General features: G+C 63.4%; 17 protein-coding genes. 15 read left to right on the forward strand and 2 right to left on the reverse strand.

The annotated features are described in order from the left end of the window. Positions 1-4 precede the first annotated feature (4 nt). The 5 genes from BLQ01_RS00410 to BLQ01_RS00430 all read left to right on the forward strand — a co-directional run bounded on the left by BLQ01_RS00410 (position 5) and on the right by BLQ01_RS00430 (position 5,386). Entirely contained in the window at positions 5-955 is a 951-nt protein-coding gene (locus BLQ01_RS00410) for a carbohydrate ABC transporter permease (protein ID WP_026541331.1), read from the forward strand. Further along, the gene (locus BLQ01_RS00415; RefSeq protein ID WP_091549702.1) at positions 952-1,875 is read left to right on the forward strand and encodes a carbohydrate ABC transporter permease; all 924 of its coding nucleotides are present in this window, start codon (positions 952-954) and stop codon (positions 1,873-1,875) included. The genes BLQ01_RS00410 and BLQ01_RS00415 overlap by 4 nt, the downstream gene beginning before the upstream one ends. A gap of 32 nt (positions 1,876-1,907) precedes the next feature. Beyond that, entirely contained in the window at positions 1,908-2,549 is a 642-nt protein-coding gene (locus BLQ01_RS00420) for a Poxvirus protein I5 (RefSeq protein ID WP_091550307.1), read from the forward strand. A 104-nt stretch (positions 2,550-2,653) separates the two neighbouring features. Continuing rightward, the gene (locus BLQ01_RS00425) at positions 2,654-3,961 is read left to right on the forward strand and encodes an MFS transporter (protein WP_091549703.1); all 1,308 of its coding nucleotides are present in this window, start codon (positions 2,654-2,656) and stop codon (positions 3,959-3,961) included. Positions 3,962-4,096: 135 nt separating this feature from the next. Next, entirely contained in the window at positions 4,097-5,386 is a 1,290-nt protein-coding gene (locus tag BLQ01_RS00430; RefSeq protein ID WP_091549704.1) for an ABC transporter substrate-binding protein, read from the forward strand. A 58-nt stretch (positions 5,387-5,444) separates the two neighbouring features. On the opposite strand, the gene BLQ01_RS00435 is transcribed toward BLQ01_RS00430, so the two are convergent. After that, positions 5,445-8,606 carry a family 78 glycoside hydrolase catalytic domain gene (locus BLQ01_RS00435; protein WP_091549705.1) on the reverse strand — a complete coding sequence of 1,054 codons (3,162 nt, stop codon included), beginning with the start codon at positions 8,604-8,606 and terminating at the stop codon, positions 5,445-5,447. Beyond that, positions 8,603-10,750, reverse strand: a complete 2,148-nt coding sequence (locus tag BLQ01_RS00440; protein WP_091549706.1) for a DUF6807 family protein — start codon at positions 10,748-10,750, stop codon at positions 8,603-8,605. Before BLQ01_RS00440 ends, BLQ01_RS00435 begins: the two co-directional genes overlap by 4 nt. A 340-nt stretch (positions 10,751-11,090) precedes the next feature. Here BLQ01_RS00440 and BLQ01_RS00445 point away from each other — a divergent pair, with 340 nt between their 5' ends. The 10 genes from BLQ01_RS00445 (at position 11,091) to BLQ01_RS00490 (ending at position 20,164) form a co-directional block, all read left to right on the forward strand. Further along, positions 11,091-11,894: a YesL family protein gene (locus tag BLQ01_RS00445; protein WP_091549707.1), complete on the forward strand. Its 804-nt coding sequence runs from the start codon at positions 11,091-11,093 to the stop codon at positions 11,892-11,894. 225 nt (positions 11,895-12,119) lie between these two features. Beyond that, positions 12,120-13,649, forward strand: a complete 1,530-nt coding sequence (locus BLQ01_RS00450; protein ID WP_091549708.1) for an extracellular solute-binding protein — start codon at positions 12,120-12,122, stop codon at positions 13,647-13,649. Beyond that, entirely contained in the window at positions 13,646-14,620 is a 975-nt protein-coding gene (locus tag BLQ01_RS00455) for an ABC transporter permease (protein WP_091549709.1), read from the forward strand. The genes BLQ01_RS00450 and BLQ01_RS00455 overlap by 4 nt, the downstream gene beginning before the upstream one ends. Continuing rightward, a complete protein-coding gene (locus BLQ01_RS00460) occupies positions 14,620-15,492 on the forward strand; it encodes a carbohydrate ABC transporter permease (RefSeq protein WP_091549710.1) in 873 nt (290 codons plus the stop codon). The genes BLQ01_RS00455 and BLQ01_RS00460 overlap by 1 nt, the downstream gene beginning before the upstream one ends. 28 nt (positions 15,493-15,520) lie before the next feature. After that, positions 15,521-16,222, forward strand: a complete 702-nt coding sequence (locus tag BLQ01_RS00465; protein WP_091549711.1) for a rhamnogalacturonan acetylesterase — start codon at positions 15,521-15,523, stop codon at positions 16,220-16,222. Then, the gene (locus BLQ01_RS00470; RefSeq protein ID WP_254779082.1) at positions 16,219-16,965 is read left to right on the forward strand and encodes a DUF1961 family protein; all 747 of its coding nucleotides are present in this window, start codon (positions 16,219-16,221) and stop codon (positions 16,963-16,965) included. Before BLQ01_RS00465 ends, BLQ01_RS00470 begins: the two co-directional genes overlap by 4 nt. Before the next feature lie 51 nt (positions 16,966-17,016). Next, positions 17,017-18,024 (forward strand): acetylxylan esterase, encoded by a 1,008-nt coding sequence (locus tag BLQ01_RS00475; RefSeq protein WP_091549712.1) that lies wholly within the window; start codon positions 17,017-17,019, stop codon positions 18,022-18,024. Between the two features lie 220 nt (positions 18,025-18,244). Then, on the forward strand, positions 18,245-19,387 hold the full coding sequence (locus tag BLQ01_RS00480) for a 3-deoxy-7-phosphoheptulonate synthase (protein WP_026541320.1): 1,143 nt from the start codon (positions 18,245-18,247) through the stop codon (positions 19,385-19,387). A gap of 302 nt (positions 19,388-19,689) precedes the next feature. Then, positions 19,690-19,902, forward strand: coding sequence for a helix-turn-helix domain-containing protein (locus BLQ01_RS00485; protein ID WP_017199160.1), 213 nt, complete (start codon positions 19,690-19,692; stop codon positions 19,900-19,902). 163 nt (positions 19,903-20,065) lie between these two features. Further along, complete coding sequence (locus BLQ01_RS00490; RefSeq protein ID WP_003792170.1) at positions 20,066-20,164, forward strand: 30S ribosomal protein bS22; 99 nt, start codon at positions 20,066-20,068, stop codon at positions 20,162-20,164. Positions 20,165-20,308 lie beyond the last annotated feature (144 nt).

Consider the following 20,308-nt stretch of genomic DNA (forward strand, 5'->3'; position numbering starts at 1 on the left):
TCTCGTGACGCAAAGCCCAACCTTGAGCAGGCGCGCCGCCTCCGCTCCCTCGCAGCCGCGTAAATCGCGGCGGCGGGGAGCGGACACCCGCGCCGGCTACACCTTCCTGTTGCCCTGGCTGCTGGGATTCATCGCCCTGACCGTAGGACCGATGATTTCCTCGCTGTACCTCTCCTTCACCAACTACAACCTCTTCGACGCCCCCAAGTGGATTGGCCTGGACAACTACACGTCCCTCTTCCAGGACGAACGGTTCCTGCAGTCCGTGGGCGTGACCATGCAGTACGTGGTCTTTGGTACTCCGTTGAAGCTGGCGGCGGCGTTGGCGATCGCGATGCTCCTCAACAGCAAGCGCCGCGGACAGGGCTTCTACCGGTCCGCGTTCTATGCTCCGTCATTGATCGGCGCGTCGGTCTCGATCGCCATCGTCTGGAAGGCCATGTTCGGCGATTCCGGACCGGTTGACCAAGGCCTGTCCTTCTTCGGAATCAACCTGGGCGGGTGGGTTGGCAACCCCAACATGACCATGGGCATGATGATCCTGCTGACCGTCTGGCAGTTCGGCGCTCCGATGGTCATCTTCCTGGCCGGCCTTAAGCAGATCCCGGTGGACCTCTACGAGGCAGCCTCGATGGACGGCGCGGGTCCGGTCCGGAAGTTCATGAACATCACCTGGCCCATGCTGTCCCCGGTGATCTTCTTCAACCTGCTCATGGAGACCATCCACGCCTTCCAGATCTTCGCGTCCGCCTACATCATCTCCAACGGTGAAGGCGGCCCGGCAGGCTCCACCCTCTTCTACACCCTCTACCTGTACTTGCGCGGTTTCTCCGATTTCCGGATGGGTTACGCCTCGGCGATGGCCTGGCTCCTGGTGATCGTGGTCGGCATCATCACGCTGATCTTCTTCAAGACCTCCAAGTCCTGGGTCCACTACAGCGGTGATTCGAAATGACAACCATGGCAACCCCCACCCAGCCCGCTCCCACCAAACCCCCGGCGGCGCAGGCTTACAACCCGAAGTCCGAGTCCACCACAGCCAAGCGCATCAAGAGCACCATCTTCCACATTGTTGCCTTGGCACTGGTGGCCGTGGTCCTCTACCCGGCCATCTGGATGATCTCGGCCTCGTTCAAGCCGAACTCCGAGATCGGCGGTGGCAACAACGCCCTGTGGTCGGCCAACTTCAGTTTCGACAACTTTGTCACTGCCATGGACGGTATCGGCGGGGTCTCCACGCTGACGTTCTTCACCAACTCCCTGATCCTGGCAGTGGGCGCTGTTGTGGGAACCGTCCTCTCGGCATCCATCTCGGCCTACGCTTTTGCCCGGATCAACTTCCCCGGACGTGGACTGTTCTTCGGCATGATGATCGCCACCCTGCTCCTGCCGTTCCACGTGGTGATCATCCCGCAGTACATCGTGTTCCAGCAGCTCGGCCTGGTGGACACGTACGTGCCGCTGTTGATCGGCAAGTTCCTGGCCGCCGACGCATTCTTCGTCTTCCTCATGGTCCAGTTCATGCGGGGCCTCCCGGCCGAGCTGGATGAGGCGGCCCGCATCGACGGCGCCGGCCACGCCCGGATCTTTGGGTCCATCATGCTTCCGCTGATGAAACCTGCCCTGATCTCCACGTCGATCTTCTCCTTCATCTGGAGCTGGAACGACTTCCTGGGCCCGTTGCTGTACTTGAACACTCCCGAAAAGTATCCGCTTCCCTTGGCGTTGCGGCTCTTTGTTGACCAGACCCAGAGCTCGGATTACGGAGCCATGATCGCCATGTCCGTCCTGGCGCTGCTGCCCGTGCTGGTCTTCTTCCTCGTCTTCCAGCGCTACATCGTAGAAGGCGTCTCCACACAAGGCCTCAAAGGCTGACGGACACGGAAGAGAATACAGAAATGAGCACCATGAACGCCACAGGCAAGTCATCGCCGAAGTCCGGCATCCCGGTCAACCGCTTCGCCCTCTTCGCCGAGACCATCCTGGCCGGGGTCATCGTGCTCCTCCTCTCCGTCCCCCTGGTGACGGCGCCGGCTGCCTATGCGGCCGGCGTCGCACACCTCGAAAGGCACCTCAGCGGCAGGGATGACTCCCTCCGCAGCTTGTGGGGGAATTTCCGCCGCGCGCTGCCCGGCAGTTGGAAGCTGGGAATCACGACGGCGGCAGCCGCCGTCGTGATTGTCCTGAACCTCTTGCTCGCACTGGTGGGTCAACTGCCCGGGCGTGCCTTTATCCTGCCGGCGACGCTGATTTTGGCCGCTGCAGGGGCGGTTCTGCTGCTCCGCACCGCTGCCAACTGGAGCGGCAGCGTCACTTGGGACGGCGATGCCGACCGGACACCCGCTGAAGTACCGGGGGCGCAACGCTGGTCCGATGCCTATTCAAGCGCCAAGAACGATTCCGTGCGCGACTGGAGCGGTACCTTGCTGCTGCTTGCGGCCCTTTTCATGGCGGTGGTCTTCGTCTGGATGCTGCAGGCGTTGTTCGTGATTGTTCCAGGAACACTGGTCCTGGCAGCCGCAGCCATCAAGATCCGCTCCCATCGCTGAGTTTTTGTACAGCTAATGCCCTTTAGGAGCCTCCTTAGGGGCATTAGCTGTACAAAAACTCCATAAGAAACCGACCCCAAGAGCTGAATCGAGCACTCCACCCCGTGTCGCCGCGCCCGTTCCCACTGCGCCCCCAATCCGCTAAATCCACCAAGTCCACCAAACCTGCTCCACGGGCCGGCTCCACGGAAACCTGGCACTATCCGCTGCGGCACCACAATTACCGGATCTTCGTGGCCTTGTCCCTGGTGGGAAGCGGCGGGGTGTGGATGCAACGGCTGGCGCAGGACTGGCTGGTTCTCCAGCTCACGGGAAGCCCGGCCGCTGTGGGCCTTGCCGTCGCCCTCCAATTCCTGCCCATGCTGGTGGTTGGGCCTCTCTCCGGCGTGCTGGTGGACCTTTTCCCCAAGCGACGCATCCTCCTGGCCTGCCAGGCGGTTGCAGCGTTGCTGGCAGCTGGACTCGCGGTGTGGAACGCCATGGGCGGCACCGAGGTCTGGGTTGTCTACGCCTCCTGCATTGCCCTGGGCATCACCAGCGCCATTGACGGGCCGGCACGGCAAGTCTTCGTCAATGAGGTTGTGGGCGACGCCGGACTTCCTGCCGCCATCGGGTTGAACAGTGCGGTGGCCCAGCTCGGCGCCATGGCCGGTCCCGCGCTTGCCGGAGTGGTCATTGCCCAGGCAGGTCCGGCAGCGGCCTTCGCGGCCAATGCCGGCATTGGCGCAGCGGTGATGGTCATGATCGTCTCCATCAGGCCCGGTGAGCTGCACCATTCGCCCGAGGTCCGTGGGCAGGAACCGCGGCGTGGCCAGATCCTTGCCGGATTCCGCTTTGTCCGCGAGCGGCCACCCCTGCTGTTGACCATGCTGCTGGCTGGCTTGCTGGGCGCTTTCGGCATGAACGGCCCGGTTGTCCTGGCTGCCTTCGCGGACAGGGTCTGGCACAGTGGTCCCGCCGGTTTCGGCCTGTTCAATACCGTCAGCGCTTTGGGCGCGCTGGTGGGCGCATTGGTGGCAACCCGGATCAAGCGGTTCGGTCGAAAGGGGATAGTGGCCAGCGCCGGGCTCTTCGGCCTGACGCAACTGCTGGCAGCCTTGATGCCCACGCAGGAGTGGTTCGTGGTGATGCTCATTGTGGTGGGCTTCATGACGTTGCTGTTCCTGACCAGCGCAGCCACGGCCGTTCAGCTGGAAGCCGGGGCCAGCGTTCGCGGCAGGGTGCTGGCGCTGTACTTCCCGTTGCTCCTGGGTGGCCACGCGCTGGGTGGTTTGTTGGCGGGATGGCTGACGGAGGACTTTGGCGTCAGGGCAGGACTGGTGGTTACCGGTGCGCTCGGCATGGCGTCGGCAGCTGTGATCGGGTTCTTGCTGTGGCGTTATTCGGTGCGGCGTGCCCGCACCGCGGCCTGAGCGCTTTTGTTATAAGTGATAGCTCAAACAAACAAAAACTCCCTTGACTGGTGATGTAGAGCACACCTAGGCTGAGAAAGCGTTTTCTCCGACGTGCATCTGCAAGAGCCCACCCTGCCCAGACAAGGACCCCAGATGTCGATTCGTGCAACAAAGAAGTTCGCGCTCAAAGCTGCAGCCGCCGCGGCCGTTGTGGCCATCACCATGACCGGATGCGGCAGCTCGCCGCAGGCCGCCTCCGACGGAACAGTCACCCTGCGCTTCAGCTGGTGGGGTTCGGATGTCCGCCACAAAATGACCCAAAAACTTATCGATGCTTTCGAAGCAGAGAACCCCACCATCAAAGTCAAAGGCGAATACGGCGACTGGTCCGGGTACTGGGACAAGCTCGCCACCCAGGTGGCCTCCCAGGACGCTCCGGACCTCATTCAGATGGATGCCGCCTACCTGGGTGAATATGCCGAACGCGGCGCCCTCCTGGAACTTAAGGACGTAGACCTCGGCAAGTTCGATTCCGCCGTGGCAGATGCCGGGAAGGTTGATGGAAAACAGTACGCCGTCACGGCCGGCGTCAACGCCCAAGTGGTCCTGGCCAACCCCTCGCTCCTGACCGCCAGCGGTGTCAGCTTGCCCGATGACAAGACCTGGACCTGGGATGAATACAACAAGGCTGCGGCAGCCATCACCGAGGGAAGCAAAAGCGGTGTTTATGGCTCCGGAGCTGTGAGCGGCGACGCCCCCATGAATCTCTGGTTCCGCCAGCACGGCAAGTCGCTGTTCACCTCCGACGGCAAGTTTGGCTTCGACGAGGAAGACCTGGCGGGCTGGTACGAGTACCAGGCCGAGCTGCGCGATTCCAAGGCCGTGCCTCCCGCCTCGGTCATGACCGAGGACGCCACCGCTTCGGTGGACCAGCAGGGCCTGGCCACCAACAGGTTCGGGCTCGCCTGGTATTGGTCCAACCAGCTAAGCGCCCTCACCAAGGCCTCGGGCCAGCCGCTGGAGATCCACCGGCCGCCGAGCACGGACGGCAGCGCGGCGAGTGCCAAGCAGTTCTACAAGTCCTCGCAGTTCTGGTCCGCCAGCTCCCGTACCAAGCACCCGGCCGAAGTCCAGAAACTCATCGACTTCCTGGCCAACAATGTGGAGGCCGGAGAGATAGCCCTCGCGGACCGCGGTATCCCGGGTAATTCGGAGGTCCGTGCTGCTGTCCTTCCCAAGTTGACCCCCGAAGACGCAGCCACGGCAAAGTTCATCGACGAGATCTCCTCCGAACTGGGAGACGCCGTCCCGGTGCCGCCGGCAGGTTCCAGCTCTGCCGTCGAAGCTTTTGGCCGCTATGGCCTGGAAGTGCATTTCAACCGGATGTCACCTGCTGACGCCGCCAAAAAGGCCATGGACGAGGCGAAGAGCGCACTGAGCTAGGTCCCGTTCACGCCCGCGAGGTGGCATTTGGTAACAGTTCCGGGCGGGAACATTGTCACTAAATGCCATCCCGCGGGGTGAATCGCCACGTTCCCGGACCTGCCGCGACGGTCCGGTCCGGGAGCACCACCTGCGCACTGATGCCCGCGGGGACAGTGCACTCCAACTCCATGCCGTCGGCCGTCCGTTTCCAGGACACGGCAACCACTCCGCGTTGGGTGGGCACGCTACCGGAGGCCTGTTCCAGGCGGCACACAGGCGGTTGAATCACGACGGCGGACGCACCCGGCGCGGTCACCCGGACACCGAGGAGGTACTCAAGGATCTCCCGCACCACCGAGGCCGACCACGCGTGTGACTGGCTGTAGTCAGTGCCTGCCTCGAGCTCCCAGGCCTCCCAGGTGAAGGACCCTCCGGCCTCCAGCAAGCGTGCCCACCCGGGCTGTGTGGGATTGGTCAGGAGATCCAGGACAGCATCCACATGGTTTTGTGAAAGCAGTGCACGGAGCAGCCGGTGCACGGTCATGGGACCCTGCCGCATGCCCATTCCAGCGAGGCGCCCGGCGTCCTTGGCCGCATGCTCGGAAGGCGTGATGCCCATGGACAACGGGAACGACGTCGCATGCTGTGACGCGTTCAGGCTTGGCCGGCCGTCAGCGTACAGGCCGTCCACCATGACCCCGTCCACGCGCAGCCGGGCGTTGATATGCCCTGCCAACTCATCCGCCGCGTCCCTATGCCTGGCCGCCTCACGCTCAAAGCCCGCTGCCGCACAGAGCCGGCTGACGGCGTCGAGCACTGACCAGCCCTGGGCGTTCACGGTGGTGCGGGCCACGCAGTCCATGTCGTACCCGAAACGGCCCGGCGCCGGCCAGTCCACGATGCCGTGCAGGTAGGGACCCGCGCCGCCCCCGAGATCGGTAACCAGCCCGGCGGTGGGGCCACTGCCGGGAATGTGCCGCAGCACGTACCCGGCCGTGTCCAGGAGGCAGGGAAGCAGCTCGTGGAGCAGCGCGTTATCCCCGCTGAGCCGGTAGTAATCCTCCACCCATTCGGGCATCATGAGCGAGAAATCGGGGATGTCCCGCTTGCCATCGCCGTTGGGATAGACGGCGTTGTAGCGCCCCCGCTCTTCGGACGAATCCCAGTAGCGCTTGGCAGATCCCGCGAACTCCCGCAGGGCCTTGGCCGTGAAATGCCGCTCACCGAACAAAGCCATGGTGGCGTAGGAGATGTTGACGGCATCGCCCAGGAACTGGCCCTTCTCACGGGTGGGCGTGTCCACGAACTGTTCCTGCGCACCGAACAGCGCTGAGTCCCGCAGGAGGGTGAAGACCCGGTTCAGGGTGTGGTCGGAGCTATGGAAGCTGCCTTCGAAGGGGTGCCCGGCGCGGATAACCCGTGCCCCCACCGCACCGAGCTCCTCCATCTGGACGCCCGGAAACTCAAGGTAGCGGAACCCGAGATGGACAGCCGCCTCATAGCGCTGGGGTCCATCCTTCTGCGTGTACGGGAAGGTCATATCCGTGTTCTGGCTGGCGGTTTTCCCCCTATCCACGCGGCCATCCGGTTGCAGGGTATACCCCGCGCGGAGCATCACGGTCCGGCCGTGATGGCCCTGGCGGAACTCCACCACCGGCCTACCCGGAACCACCCTTCCAAAGTCCGCCACCGGAGTGCCGTCCCCGGCTGTGAAGAGTTCGACGGCGGAGACCTGGTTCCGTGCGACGCCGGCGTAGTTCGGGGCCAGCACGGGAAAGTCGGCTACGGGGTGGGCTCCGAGTGAAAGCGCCGGGTACCAGTTCTCCGGTGCCGGCCATGCAGTGGCATCGAGGTGCTCGATCGGATCGCCTTCGTCGTTGCGGTATCCGCCCTGGCGGTAGGGTCCCTCGGCCACCAACCACCCGGGGCCGGAGCCGAACACGTCCCGCGTGCCGTCGTCGTACTCCACCGTCAACTGGGCCAGCAGCCCCGGCCTGCCCGCCGCGCGGCCCTGGCCAGGTCCGTACCAATGCGCGACGGCGGTCAAGGCGGCGGTGTTGCTGGAACGCAGTGCATCGGTGACGTCGGCTGCGTTGTAGAAGTGCTCGCCCGGGTAGCCGAAATTGGTGGTCTCCAGACAGGGAGTGCCGTTGAGGGTGAACGCAGCGTGGTGGCTTGCTGCAGCGTAGAGGCGGGCGCGGACCACGGGACGCCTGAGGGCGAAGGTTGCCTTGGCGAGGGTCCATTCGTCGGGCTGGCGGAGGGGAGTGGCGGTGTTCCAATCGCTGAGGGCTCCGGGGGCGGCGAAATCGCTGCTGAGGACGGTCTTTCCGTCACTGCTGACGTTCACGGACAGGTATTCGGACTGGCTGCGCGGTGCCTGGTGGAAGGCGATGCCTGTTCCGGTGCTTGTTCCGGTGCTGGGCGCAACGTCCGTCTCCAGGACCGTGGCGCCGTCAATGGTGATAGTAATCCGCCGGTTGTCATCGGTGACCACCAGGTCCTGCCAGTCCTCGCCGGCCATGGCACCGGCGCGCGACACGGGGGTCGCCTCAAAGGCCGGGGTTTCAGCAACCACTTCCGTTGCCGGCGCGGTCATGGCCCCGATCTCCCAGTCAGGTGCCATGCGGAGGACGGCCGTGCGATGTGGTTTGAGTTCCAGCAGCACACCGTTGCCCGGCCCGTTGCTGCGGAGGATGATCCCGGCCGTACCAAGCCGCAAACGGAAGCGGGCAGTGATGACTGTGCTGCCGCCTGCAGAAACAGGCCAGGGCAAGTGGGGTGATCCGCTGACGCGCAGCGACCCGTCCACCAGTTCCATCGGAGCACGTCCGCCTGGATTTCGGTGGATCCATTCCGCAGCCCAACCGTTGCCTGCGTCGTCGAAGATCCCGGTGCTGAACCGCGCCGGAGGGCTGGCGCTACCTAACGCGCCCCCGGAGTCAGTAAGTTGCACGGTCCACTGGTAGTCACTGTCCTGGCGCAGCTGGGGGCCTGTGTAGGGAAGGTGGTGCTGCTGGTCCGCGACCACAGTGCCGGAGTCCCATACTTCCGCCCCGGCCCGGTCCATCAACCTGATGCGATAGGCACTTTGGAACGATTGCCCCGCGCTCGCAGAGGGGCCCGCATCAAGCAACCAGCCGAAGCTTGGCGAGAGCGGTGCCATCAAGCATTCCGTGGATCCCTCGACCATGAGGTTTGTGGCGACCAATGGCGAAGCCGGGGTGCCAGAGGTCATCGGGCGGCCACCAAATCCTCGATCCCGGCCATATCCAACGTTCCATCACTGATCCATACGGTCACGGAACGGGAGAGGGACTGGTTCTCTGCCAGCCCGACGGCGGTATCCCAAGCCAGCGCGGAGCCGACCGCTGGGTAACCGCTGCAGCGGACAAACCAAGGATCGGGCGATTCCGAAGGTGCGCCAAACACCAGCGTTGCAGGGCCGCCGTCGAACTCTCCGGACCAAGCCAGCCACGGCGTCACCGAACCGTGCACTGCATGTTCGCCGACGGCTGTGGAGGAGAAGACGCGGGAATCTGCGTTGGCAGGCAACCGCCAGAAAAAGCCGCCATACCCGCTGCCGGCCGCGCCATGGGACCCCGGACTCCCCAGCGAAACATCAACGACGGCGGTGAGTTCCGTGGTGATATCCAGTCGCCACGTGCGGTGGTCGAGGAGCGAGCGGTGGTCAAGGAGCGTGCGACGGAAAGTGCGCCGCTCCTGGAGCAGCAGTCCGCCATCGGCACCCAGCCACTGGAGGTCGGCCGTGGTCTGGTCCGAACCGTGGGTAATGCCCTCGACCACGATCCTGCCGTGATCGTTCAGGTCCACGTACTTCCCTGCGGTCCTTCGATAGCTGCGGCCGCCCCAGAAGTTGCTGCCGTTGACATCCTGGAGCGCGAAACCGGCGCCCAAGTGCCACACATGGTCGGACGCCATATGGTCCGTAACCAGGATGCCACCCCGGGTGGTCACCGGATGCAGGTAAGGGCGCGGCGACAACGCTGTATCAAGGCCGGTGCCGCGGCGGAGGACGGCGGCGGTGTCGGCGGGAGAAGCGTCGTCTGGGGAGCTGACGGCGGGCGTGGCAACGTCGTCAGGAGAGCCGACGACGGGAATGGCAGCGTCGGCAGCGGCGTCGGCGAAGAGTGCCTCGGTGGAGGTTGTGTCAGGCCGAGCCCAGGGGAGGGCGAGCTCGGAAAACGTGGCATGGGCCATCGTGGCCCGTTCCAGGATGTCCTCGATCTGTGGGATCACAGCGTGGGCCTGGTCTCCGTCCCCTACCCACGTGACGAATTCCGTGGGGATCAGGGCAGGAGCTTCAGCTGTGCGGATGGCTTCGAGAACCCTCATGAAGGCGCCGCTGTGGTCCAAGGGGCTGAGCAACGCGGTGCCCTCCGCGAGGTGCTGGAGCAGGTTTCCGGTGAGGTCTTCCCGCCCAAAAATCCGGGAGGTCTCGCCGGCCTCGGTTCGGACGGTCACACGATCCTCGGTGTAGTGGAATACAGCAGTGCCTTCGGTGCCGTGCAGTGTGACGTACGGTTCCACGGATTCGGAGGCGCACAGTGTGAGGGCGCACGTTATGGGCAATCCGCTGGTGGTCTGCATTCGGATCACGGAGGTGTCGTCCGCTTCGATGTCGTTGGCCCGGTAGAGATCCGTATCCACAAAGGCAAGGTCTTCGGCCTTGCGGGCTCCGGCGATGCGGAGGGCAGTGGCGATCGCGTGGGCCAGGGGGTTGGTTGCAACGCCATCCACAACGTCCACGCCGTCGAGGTTCCGCTTGCCGGCCCATCGCGAGCGCTTGTAGTAGGCGCGGTCCCGCACCCAGCGGCCCGTAGCGGAAATGCTTTTGAGCGTGCCGATACCGGGCAGTTGTTCCGATGGTTCGCCGGCGGCCCACTGTGCCAGCGGGGCGAGCGCGTGGGAGCCCAGGCTTTGGAATCCGATCTGGACACTGCGCCCAGCTGCGGCGGCCGCGTCCTGGAGGCGGAGGAAATCGGCCATGGAGGCCACCGGGGGCTTTTCGAGGTAGAGGTCCGCGTTGGAGGCAAGGACGGAGAGGGCCAGCGGTGCATGGGTTTGAATCGGCGTAGCCACGATGATGACGTCCGGGCGGTGGTCCCCGGCCAACAGGTCATCGAGCGTGGCGTGAACAGCTGTGGTTTCAGGCAGGGCGCCGGCTGCCGGGGGATTGGGGTCCGCCACTGCAACGAGGTCAACTGCTCCCATCCTGGCCAGCCGTTGGAGATTGTTCAGGTGGTGTGTTCCGAAACCGTGGACTCCCACCAAGGCAATCCGGGCCGGTGCGTTCTTGGGCGCCGGGGCAGCCCGGTGCGGGTCAGGGCTGGTGATGGGCTCGATGGAAGGGGTGTCCATGGCTCTCCTCTGCTGGCGCTGCAACGAGGGCGGCGACGCCTTCGTCGGGGTTGTTACGTAAGTGTTCAGGCTGGTTCAGGCTATACCTAGCAAGCGCTTTCCCAGTTCCGGTTCCGCCCAGTGTATCGCGGCTGCAGTCCAAATGTAACGATTCAAGAAACGCCTTGACTGGACCCCTCCCCGGCGTCTAAGTTGCTGGGAAAGCGTTTACTTTAGTGACATGGCCCACTGGGGCCTACCCCAACTGACTGGCGACCACGGTTGCTCCGAAGCTCTTCGGCGAATCCTAGCGGCAGTCATGCGGGCCTGTTCTGCAACGATGGAGAAAGGGGGGAGCGCCATGGCCTCTGGAGGATTTGGCTTCCGCGCTTACACGCTCTTCGACACACTCGTGTGGATTGCCTGCCTGAACATATTGTGGATGACCTTCACAGTGCTCGGGGGAGTTGTCCTCGGGATCGGGCCCAGTACTGCTGCCGCCCACGTCCTGGTGCGTGACAAGGTGCGGGGAAATGCTGCACCCTTGATGCGGCGCTTTGCCAGGGAGTACTTCAAGAACTTTGCCAAGGGCAACGCACTGGGTTTGCCCTTGATTGTCGTGGGTGTCGCGCTGTCCTTGAATTGGGGCTACTTCTCCGCGGGCTGGGATTTTGGTTCGCAGATCGCTTCGGCCGGGATCCTGCTGGCCGCCCTCTTTGCTGCAGGGACGGTCTGCTACCTCTTCCCTATGTTCGCCCGCTATGAACTGTCCCTTCCGCAGTACTTCCTGATGTCCTCGCGTTTTGCCATGCGGCACCTCGCTGGAACCGTGATTCTCCTGTTCGTGACCGCCGCGGCCGTGTTCGTCTGTCGGTCGGTTCCGGGGCTGATCCCGTTCTTCGGCGTGGGCGCCTGGTTGTACGTCACGGGCTGGCTCTGCGACCGCTTCTTTACTGCCAACGACGAAGCGATGTCAGCCGACGCCGGTGCAATGCCAGGCCCTGTTTCCACGTCAACCCCCACCACTGCAGGTGCAACGCCTGCAAACCTCCCGGTGCCCGCCGCCGTCCCGGTGCCCGCCACCCCAAGGGCTGGCCGAATGCCGGTAGCGGCCGGCGGTCCTGTTCCCACGTCAACCCCCACTACGGAGGCCAGCCTTGCCTGAGCTCAACCGTCCTCGACCCGCCTTTGGAGGCCGGCCCGTCCTTCACCGTTCCCTTGATGTCCAAGGAAGCAGTGAGTTGGTAGCCCATTCCTCTGGCACGAGTACTAATGAAACGTATCAAGATGCAAGTGGGCAGCACATATGGAGCCTTAAAAGGTTCCCCGGTGTGCCGTCAAACCAAGAGTCGAAAGACACCAACCCCGATGAAGTGGAGCAGTTAAGACAATGATCCGTAGAAAACACACGTTGGCCGCCGCCGTCGTAGTTTCCGCAGCCCTGGCGCTGACCGCCTGCGGTGGCGAAGCGCCGGCGTCGGACCTTTCCTCCGTCAAGATCATGGCGCCGTTCCTGGAAGCGCAGCCTCCCACCGCCGATGGCGCCGTCCAGAAGAAGCTCGAGGAACTCACGGGCAAGGACGTCAACATCACCTGGACGCCCAACGCGTCCTATGAAGACAAGATGAACATCACCTTGGCGTCCTCGGAGATCCCGCACGTCCTGGTGGTCCAGGGCAAAACCCCCGGCTTCGTGAAGAACGCCGAAGCCGGCGCCTTCTGGGACCTGACGGACAAGCTCAAGGACTACCCGAACCTGAAGACCACCTTCCCGGAAGTCCAGCAGAACGCCAGCGTCAACGGCAAGGTCTACGGGGTGTACCGCGGCCGCAACCCGATCCGCGCTGCGGTGATGTTCCGCCAGGACTGGCTGGACAAGCTGGGCCTCAAAGCGCCCGAAACCACCGAAGACCTCTACAAGGTTGCCAAGGCATTCACCGAACAGGACCCGGATGGCAACGGCCAGAACGACACCTACGGAATCACCATCCCCAAGTGGGGTGCGCTGGGAACCAACAGCCCCTATGACCTGATCGAAACCTGGTACGGCGCCGGAAACCGCTGGACCGAGCGCGACGGCAAACTGGTTCCCAGCTTCGAAACCGACGAGTTCCTCGAAGCCAACCGGTTCGTCAAGAAGATGGTCGATGAGAAGCTCATCAACCCCGATTTCGCAACGTTCGACGGAACCAAATGGAACGAGCCGTTCTTCAACGGCAAGGGCGGCATCATTATCGACGTCGACTCCCGCGTCAGTGTGCTGATCAACCTCTTCAAGCAAGCCAATCCGAACGACTTTGAAAACAAAGTGGGCTTCGTCGGCAGCCTCAAGGGCCCCGACGGGGAACTGCACGCGCACCCCACCGACGGCTACTCCGGCTTCCTGGCCATCCCTAAATCCAGCGTCAAGACCGAGGCGGACCTGAAGAACGTCCTCACCTTCCTGGACAAGCTGAACAGCAAGGAAGTTGCCGTCCTGATGAACAACGGCATCGAAGGCGTGAACTTCACCGTGGAGGACGGCCTGGCCGCCACCATCAAGCCCGAAACCCCGGAGGGCAAGGTGGTCAACACCGACATCAAGAGCTTCGCGCAGCTGGGCACCAACGTCACGGGCAACAACTTCTACCCCGTCAAGCAGGCCTCCGCGTACGAGCAGAAGGTCTTCGATGACCGCGTATCCGTCATGGCCGAGGACCTCAAGAGCGCTGTGTACAACCCGGCAGCCGCCTTCGTTTCACCCACCTACGTTGCCAAGGGCGCGCAGTTGGACAACATCGTGGCCGATGCCCGCATCAAATACCTGGCCGGGCAGACCGACGAGCAGGGCCTGAAGGACGCCATCAAGCTGTGGAACACCAGCGGCGGTGACAAGGTCAAGGAAGAAATCAATAAGCTCTGGCAGGAAAACAAGAAGTGACTGCCCCGGTTGTAGAAGCCAAAGCTTCGGAGCGGGTGGCCACCAAGCCGCCCGCCCCGTCGCGGCGGCGCGGGTTCGCCGTCCACTTCGCGCACTACAAGTGGCTGTATCTGCTGCTGTTGCCCGGAGTCCTGTACTTCGCGATCTTCCGGTACGGGCCCATGTACGGGGTGTCCATCGCCTTCAAGGACTACGTTCCGTTCCTTGGCGTCAACGGCAGTCCCTGGGTGGGTTTCACCAACTTCACGGACTTCTTTGCCAACCCCGACTTCCCGCGGCTGCTCGGCAACACGCTGATCCTGGCGTTCCTGAACCTGGGCATCGCGTTCCCGTTGACCATCATCCTGGCGTTGCTGCTTAACGAGGTCCGTCTTTCGGTGCTCAAGCGGACCGTCCAAACGCTGGTCTATATCCCACACTTCCTGTCCTGGACCATCGTGGCGTCACTGAGCTTCCTGCTCTTCGCCCTGGACATCGGACCGTTGTTCCAGTTCGTGAACGGCCTGTTCGGGACCAACGTGGACATCCTGTCCGATCCCAACTGGTTCCGGCCGTTGATCGTCCTCCAGGAAATCTGGAAGAACACCGGCTGGGGCACCATCATCTTCCTCGCCGCGCTGGCCACCGTGGACCAGGACCAGTATGAGGCAGCGATCATCGACGGCGCCGGCAGGTTCCGCCGCGTCTGGCACATCACCTTGCCCGGCATCCGGTCCACCATCATCGTCATGCTCATCCTGGCCATCGGGCAGATGCTCAACACCGGCTTCGAGCAGATCTACCTCATGACCAACGCACTCAACCGCAGCGTGGCAGACGTCTTTGATACCTACGTGTACTTCGTGGGCATTACCCAAGGCGCCTACAGCTACAGCACCGCCGTCGGGCTCTTCAAGTCCCTGGTGGGAATCGTGCTGATCTTTGGCACCAACTGGCTGTCCAAGCGGTTCAACCAGAGCGGACTGTTCTAATGAAGATTCACAACACCCGGGGCGGGCGGGTCTTTGATGCCGCGAACTACGTCTTCCTGAGCCTGATCGGCATCATCACCCTGTTGCCGTTCATCTACGTGATTGCCGGTTCCTTCGCCAACGAGGCCGAGATCACCCGGCGGGCGTTCTTCGTCTGGCCCGAGCAGTTCACCCTTGGCGCCTATGAGTACATCTTCTCCACACCCGCCTTCACCAGGGCGCTGGTCACCACGGTGCTGGTGACGCTGGTGGGCACGTTGATCCAGCTCATCCTGACAGTCACCATGGCCTACCCGTTGGCGAAGAAGAACCTTCGCGGCCGGAAGCTGATCATGTCCCTGGTGGTCTTCGCCATGGTCTTCTCCGGCGGCATGATTCCCACGTTCCTGCTGGTCAAGGACCTTGGCCTGCTGAACTCCTACTGGGCGTTGATCCTGCCGGCAGCCATCAACCCGTTCAGCCTGATCATCATCAAGAACTTCTTCCAGGAACTCCCGGCCGAGCTGGAAGAGTCCGCCAAAATGGACGGCGCCACTGAGATCGGGATCCTTTGGCGGATCCTGCTGCCGTTGTCCAAGCCGGTGCTGGCCACGTTCGCGCTGTTCTACGCGGTGGGGATCTGGAACGACTTCATGTCTCCGCTGCTCTACCTCAGCGATAACAACATGTGGACCCTGCAGATGTATCTGCGCCAGGTCACGGCGGCCTCGGACCTCCTGGGCACCGGCAACGTGGATCCGTCCTACATCCCTCCCGAGCAAGGCATCAAGTTTGCCGTGATCGTGGTGGCCACCTTGCCCATCCTGATCTTCTACCCCTTCCTGCAGAAGCACTTTGCCAAGGGCATGCTGATCGGCTCGGTCAAGGGCTAGGGACTGCTGTTTCCATGAAAGGACAATCATGAAAATCCTCCTCGCGGGCGACTCCACCGTTGCTGTCTGCCCCAGCTACGAATATCCGATGAGCGGCTGGGGTGCGCACCTTGCCCCCGGGACGTACTGGTGGGCTGCCGTCCACAACTACGCCAAGGGCGGTGCCACTACTGAGTCGTTCCGGGAGGAGGGTCTTTGGTACCAGCTCATCAACCAGACCGTCCAAGGGGACGTTGTCCTGATCCAGTTCGGGCACAACGACCAGAAGCGTGAACACCTGGCCGCCCGCACCGGCTACACGGACAACCTCAAACGGATGGTGGCCGAGGTCCGCAGCAAGGGTGGCATTCCCATTCTCTGCACGTCCGTGGAGCGCCGGCATTGGCTTGATGGCACGCTGGAAGCCACTTTGGGGGACTACCCGGCGGTGGTCCGGGAACTTGCCGAGGAGCTCGGCCTGGACGTTATCGACCTCAATGAATGGACACGTGGGCTTTACGAGGAACTGGGGGAGGAAGGCTCCAAGGGTCTCTTCTGCCATTTCGCACCAGGGGAGCACGCGCATTGGGCCGGCGGACTGGAGGACAACACGCACTTCCACGAGAAAGGTGCGCAGCGGATCGCAGCCTTTGTGGCGGAACAGTTGGAGGCCCTCGGCTACGGCCTGTCGGCCACCCTCACGGCGGGGGCGCTCAACGCGGGGGCACTCAACGCGGGGGCGCGTGCGTGATCCACTCGAACCCGTTGCGGGGCCCCGCCGACGTTGCTGATTGGATCCCCGAGGGGCCGGTCCAGCTTTCTGCGCAGGTTTTCGGAGCGGCCGACGACGACGGACGCGGCGTGGGTGCCGACGACGGCGGGCGCGGCTTGGGTGCCGACGTCGGCGGGCGCGGCTTGGGTGCCGACGGCACCAGTGCTCTGGTCCTGTCGGGCTCCCTTGACGCGGACGAGCACGGCGACCACGCCCATTGGACGCTCTGGTGCCCCGAGGAGCTGCCGGACCACGTCAGGATCAGTTGGGAGTTCCTTCCCTTGGAGGAGCCGGGCCTGGCCATGGTGTTCTTCGCTGCACGGGGTCACAGTGGCGAGGACCTGTTTTCTTCCGCTTTGGCTCCGCGTACCGGCTTCTATCCGCAATACCATTCGGGAGATATCGACGCCCTCCACATCTCGTATTTCCGGCACAAACATGCCTCCGAGCGGGCCTTCCGAACCTGCAACCTCCGCAAGAGCGCCGGCTTCGAACTCGTGGCCCAAGGGGCGGATCCTTTGCCGCCTGCGGTGGATGCCGATGGGTTTTATGGCATCGAGGTGGTCAAGGACGGCCCGCATGTGGCCTTCTCCATCAACGGGCTGCCGCTCTTTGCCTGGACCGACCCATCCCCGGAACCGCTCGGGGGTGGATATTTCGGGATCCGCCAGATGGCACCCCTAAAAGCCGCCTACAGAAACCTGTCCATCGCACCTCTTTAGCGCGCCCGCCCCTGTGACGGGGCACACGAAACCATGACGTAGGATGTCCACATGCCCCTCTTTGACCTTCCCCTTGAGCAGCTCCGCGACTACACCTCAAGCGCGGTTCCGCCGGCAGACCTTGATCACTTCTGGGACCTCACCATTTCCGAGGCCAGGTCCCTTCCGCTCGATGCCGTGTTCGAACCTGTGGACAACTACCTCTCCGTGATCGACACCTTTGACGTGTCCTTCTCCGGGTTCGGCGGAGACCGCATCAAGGGTTGGCTGCACTTGCCCGCGCAGCGTGAGGCGGAGGAACAGCTTCCCGTAGTGGTGGAATACATTGGCTACTCCGGCGGCCGTGGACTGGTCAACCAGAACACCCGCTGGGCACAAGCCGGCTACGCCCACTTCATCATGGACACCCGCGGCCAGGGGTATGGCGGCGTCTCAGGGGACACCCCGGACCCGCACCCGTCAGCGGGCGGGAACAACTATGCCGGGCTCATGACCCGCGGAGCAGACCATCAGGACAACTATTACTTCCGGCGGGTCTACGTGGACGCGTTCCGTGCCGTGGAAGCGGCGCAGAGCCATCCCACCGTCGACCCTTCCAAGGTAGTTTTGGCAGGCGTCAGCCAAGGTGGCGGCATAACGGTGGCGGCCGCAGGGCTGACGGCTGGAAGGCTCGACGGCGTGATCGCCGCGCTGCCCGACGTCCCGTTCCTGCAGGATTTCCCCCGCGCGATCGACATCACCCCGCGCGGCCCGTACCCGGAAATTGCCGGGTTCCTGGGGCGTCACCGCGACAAATATGAGCCGATGCTGGCGGTGTTCAACTACTTCGACGGCGTGCACCTGGGCCGTGCTGCCACCGTGCCTGCACTCTTCTCAGCTGCCCAAATGGACGACATCTGCCCTCCGTCCACTGTTTTCGCGAGCTACAACAGCTACGGGGTTTCCGGCGGTGCGCCCGAAAAGGACATCGAGGTGTACCGCTTCAACAACCACGAAGGCGGGCAGGAACACCACTGGATCAAGCAGTTGGAGTTCCTTCGCAAACTTTTGTCATCATGACGGACGCGATTTGCCCGGTCTGAAGAACCGCGGTTATGGTGTGGCTATGACAAACCGTTGGTATGCGTATTTTTCGTTGGCTCTGGAGGGGCCCGCGTCTAACTGACACGCATCCAACTTTCCTTCAGAGCCAACAGGGCAGAGATCATTCTCTGCCCTTCGCCATATCCGGCGGGTTCTGAAAAGGGGCCCGCTCCGCATCCCGGAACAGGACCCAGACATGACCAGCATCGCTGCAGAACCCACCGACTCGCTTGATTCCGCCTCCGATCCGGATCAGCCCGCTACCTCCAACCTGCGGGTAGCCCGCTTCGAGCCGCTTCCGGCGCCCCAGGACCTCATCGCCGAGTTGCCGCTGGACGCCCGCTCAGCAGCCGTCGTCGACCGCGGCCGTGACCAGGTCCGCGCCATCATGGACGGTGTTGACGACCGCCTGCTGGTGATCGTTGGCCCGTGCTCCATCCACGATCCCAAGGCCGGCCTCGAATACGCCCGCCGGCTGGTCAGCCAGGCCGAAAAGCACAAGGAAGACCTGCTGATCGTCATGCGGACCTACTTCGAGAAGCCCCGCACCACCGTTGGCTGGAAGGGCCTCATCAACGATCCCCACCTCGATGGCAGCCATGACATCGCTGCGGGCCTGCGCGCCGCCCGTGGCTTCCTCAAGCAGGTCACCGCTTTGGGTCTGCCCACTGCCACCGAGTTCCTCGAGCCCATCAGCCCGCAATACATGGCTGACCTCGTGTCCTGGGGTGCCATTGGTGCCCGCACCACCGAAAGCCAGATCCACCGCCAGCTTGCCTCAGGATTGTCCATGCCCATCGGCTTCAAGAACGGCACCGACGGCGACCTCCAGGTGGCCATTGACGCTTGCGGCGCCTCTGCCGCTGAGCAAGCCTTCCTGGGGATCGACGACGCCGGCCGCGCGGCTCTCGTGGCAACCTCCGGCAACCCGGACACCCACGTCATCCTGCGCGGTGGCCGCAAGGGGCCCAACTACTCAGTGGACGATGTTGCCGCTGCTTCCGCCAAACTCGCCTCCAAAGGGCTGAACCCGCGCCTGATCGTGGACGCAAGCCACGCCAACAGCGGCAAGAGCCACCACCGCCAGGCAGAGGTAGCCCTGGAAATCGGCGCGCAGCTTGAGGCAGGGGAGACCTCGCCCATCGCCGGCGTCATGTTGGAGAGCTTCCTGGTAGGCGGAGCCCAGAACCTCGACACCGCCAAGCAACTGGCCGGGGAGCAGGAACTCGTATACGGGCAGAGCGTCACGGATGCCTGCATGGAGTGGGATGTCACGGCGTCGGTGCTGGAGCAGCTCGCGGCTTCGGCCCGGAAGCGCCGGGCAGTGGTTGCCCTGTAGGCGCGGCGCGGCGGTAGGTTGGTCCGGCTCCGTTTCGTGGCTTTGCTGCGCAACATGCCGTGCGCCCGGCACTCCCGGCAGCGAGCCCACGAATCGGGCGCTGCGGGTGAGCGGTGGGGGCAGGGCAGGTCGGCGGCAGGTCAGCTGCGGGGGGAGGGAGCGTGGTCCCACTTTGCGGAAATGCTTTCACATTGGCCCCATCAGCCTCTAGAGTATCTAGCACATGGTTGTTGGATGGCTCAGCATCGGCACACCGTTCTACTGGGGGTGTCCTACTGTCTGAGAGCAAAGGAATATGGGAAATGTCCGCAGAGACTAACTTCTCGAATGCGCGTTTCATGACGGTGGCCGAAGTGGCCGACGTCCTGCGTGTTTCCAAAATGACCGTGTACCGCCTGGTCCACTCAGGGGAAATGCCCGCCGTCAGGTTCGGCCGTTCCTTCCGGGTTCCTGAAGAGGCCGTTGCCCAGTACCTTAAGGGTGCAGTGGTGGACGGACAATCCGAGACCGCCTGAGGCCTCCCGGTCCGTCCAGCGGACCGTGGTCACAGGGTGCCCCTTTGAAGCGGTACTCTGTTAAGGAACGTTTTACGTCAATGTAAGAATCTGTCAGTTGTACTTGTCTGCTTCCGCGGATCTGTTCCAACAGACAGGAACTTCTAGTTTGTAAGGAACTTTCGTGGGTTCAGTTATTAAGAAGCGCCGCAAGCGTATGGCCAAGAAGAAGCACCGCAAGCTGCTTCGCAAGACCCGCCACCAGCGCCGCAATAAGAAGTAGAGATACTTCATCAAGCGTGAATGCCCGCTGCCTTTCGAGGTGGCGGGCATTTTTGCATCCGGACGGTCTCTCATGTCCCCCGGGGTTGGACCGGACGTTCTCGCACGTCCCCCGGGGTTGGGCCGGACGGTCTCTCATGTCCCC

Source organism: Arthrobacter sp. UNCCL28 (assembly GCF_900102805.1).
Lineage (GTDB): Bacteria > Actinomycetota > Actinomycetes > Actinomycetales > Micrococcaceae > Arthrobacter > Arthrobacter nicotinovorans_A.

Excerpts from the sequence above, each read along its gene's own strand:
- BLQ01_RS00475 (WP_091549712.1), top strand. The coding sequence starts at position 17,017 with ATGCCCCTCTTTGACCTTCCCCTTGAGCAGCTCCGCGACTACACCTCA.
- BLQ01_RS00465 (WP_091549711.1), top strand. The coding sequence starts at position 15,521 with ATGAAAATCCTCCTCGCGGGCGACTCCACCGTTGCTGTCTGCCCCAGC.
- BLQ01_RS00420 (WP_091550307.1), top strand. The coding sequence starts at position 1,908 with ATGAACGCCACAGGCAAGTCATCGCCGAAGTCCGGCATCCCGGTCAAC.
- BLQ01_RS00415 (WP_091549702.1), top strand. The coding sequence starts at position 952 with ATGACAACCATGGCAACCCCCACCCAGCCCGCTCCCACCAAACCCCCG.
- BLQ01_RS00460 (WP_091549710.1), top strand. The coding sequence starts at position 14,620 with ATGAAGATTCACAACACCCGGGGCGGGCGGGTCTTTGATGCCGCGAAC.
- BLQ01_RS00435 (WP_091549705.1), bottom strand. The coding sequence starts at position 8,606 with ATGACCTCTGGCACCCCGGCTTCGCCATTGGTCGCCACAAACCTCATG.
- BLQ01_RS00445 (WP_091549707.1), top strand. The coding sequence starts at position 11,091 with ATGGCCTCTGGAGGATTTGGCTTCCGCGCTTACACGCTCTTCGACACA.
- BLQ01_RS00440 (WP_091549706.1), bottom strand. The coding sequence starts at position 10,750 with ATGGACACCCCTTCCATCGAGCCCATCACCAGCCCTGACCCGCACCGG.
- BLQ01_RS00430 (WP_091549704.1), top strand. The coding sequence starts at position 4,097 with ATGTCGATTCGTGCAACAAAGAAGTTCGCGCTCAAAGCTGCAGCCGCC.
- BLQ01_RS00480 (WP_026541320.1), top strand. The coding sequence starts at position 18,245 with ATGACCAGCATCGCTGCAGAACCCACCGACTCGCTTGATTCCGCCTCC.
- BLQ01_RS00450 (WP_091549708.1), top strand. The coding sequence starts at position 12,120 with ATGATCCGTAGAAAACACACGTTGGCCGCCGCCGTCGTAGTTTCCGCA.
- BLQ01_RS00485 (WP_017199160.1), top strand. The coding sequence starts at position 19,690 with ATGTCCGCAGAGACTAACTTCTCGAATGCGCGTTTCATGACGGTGGCC.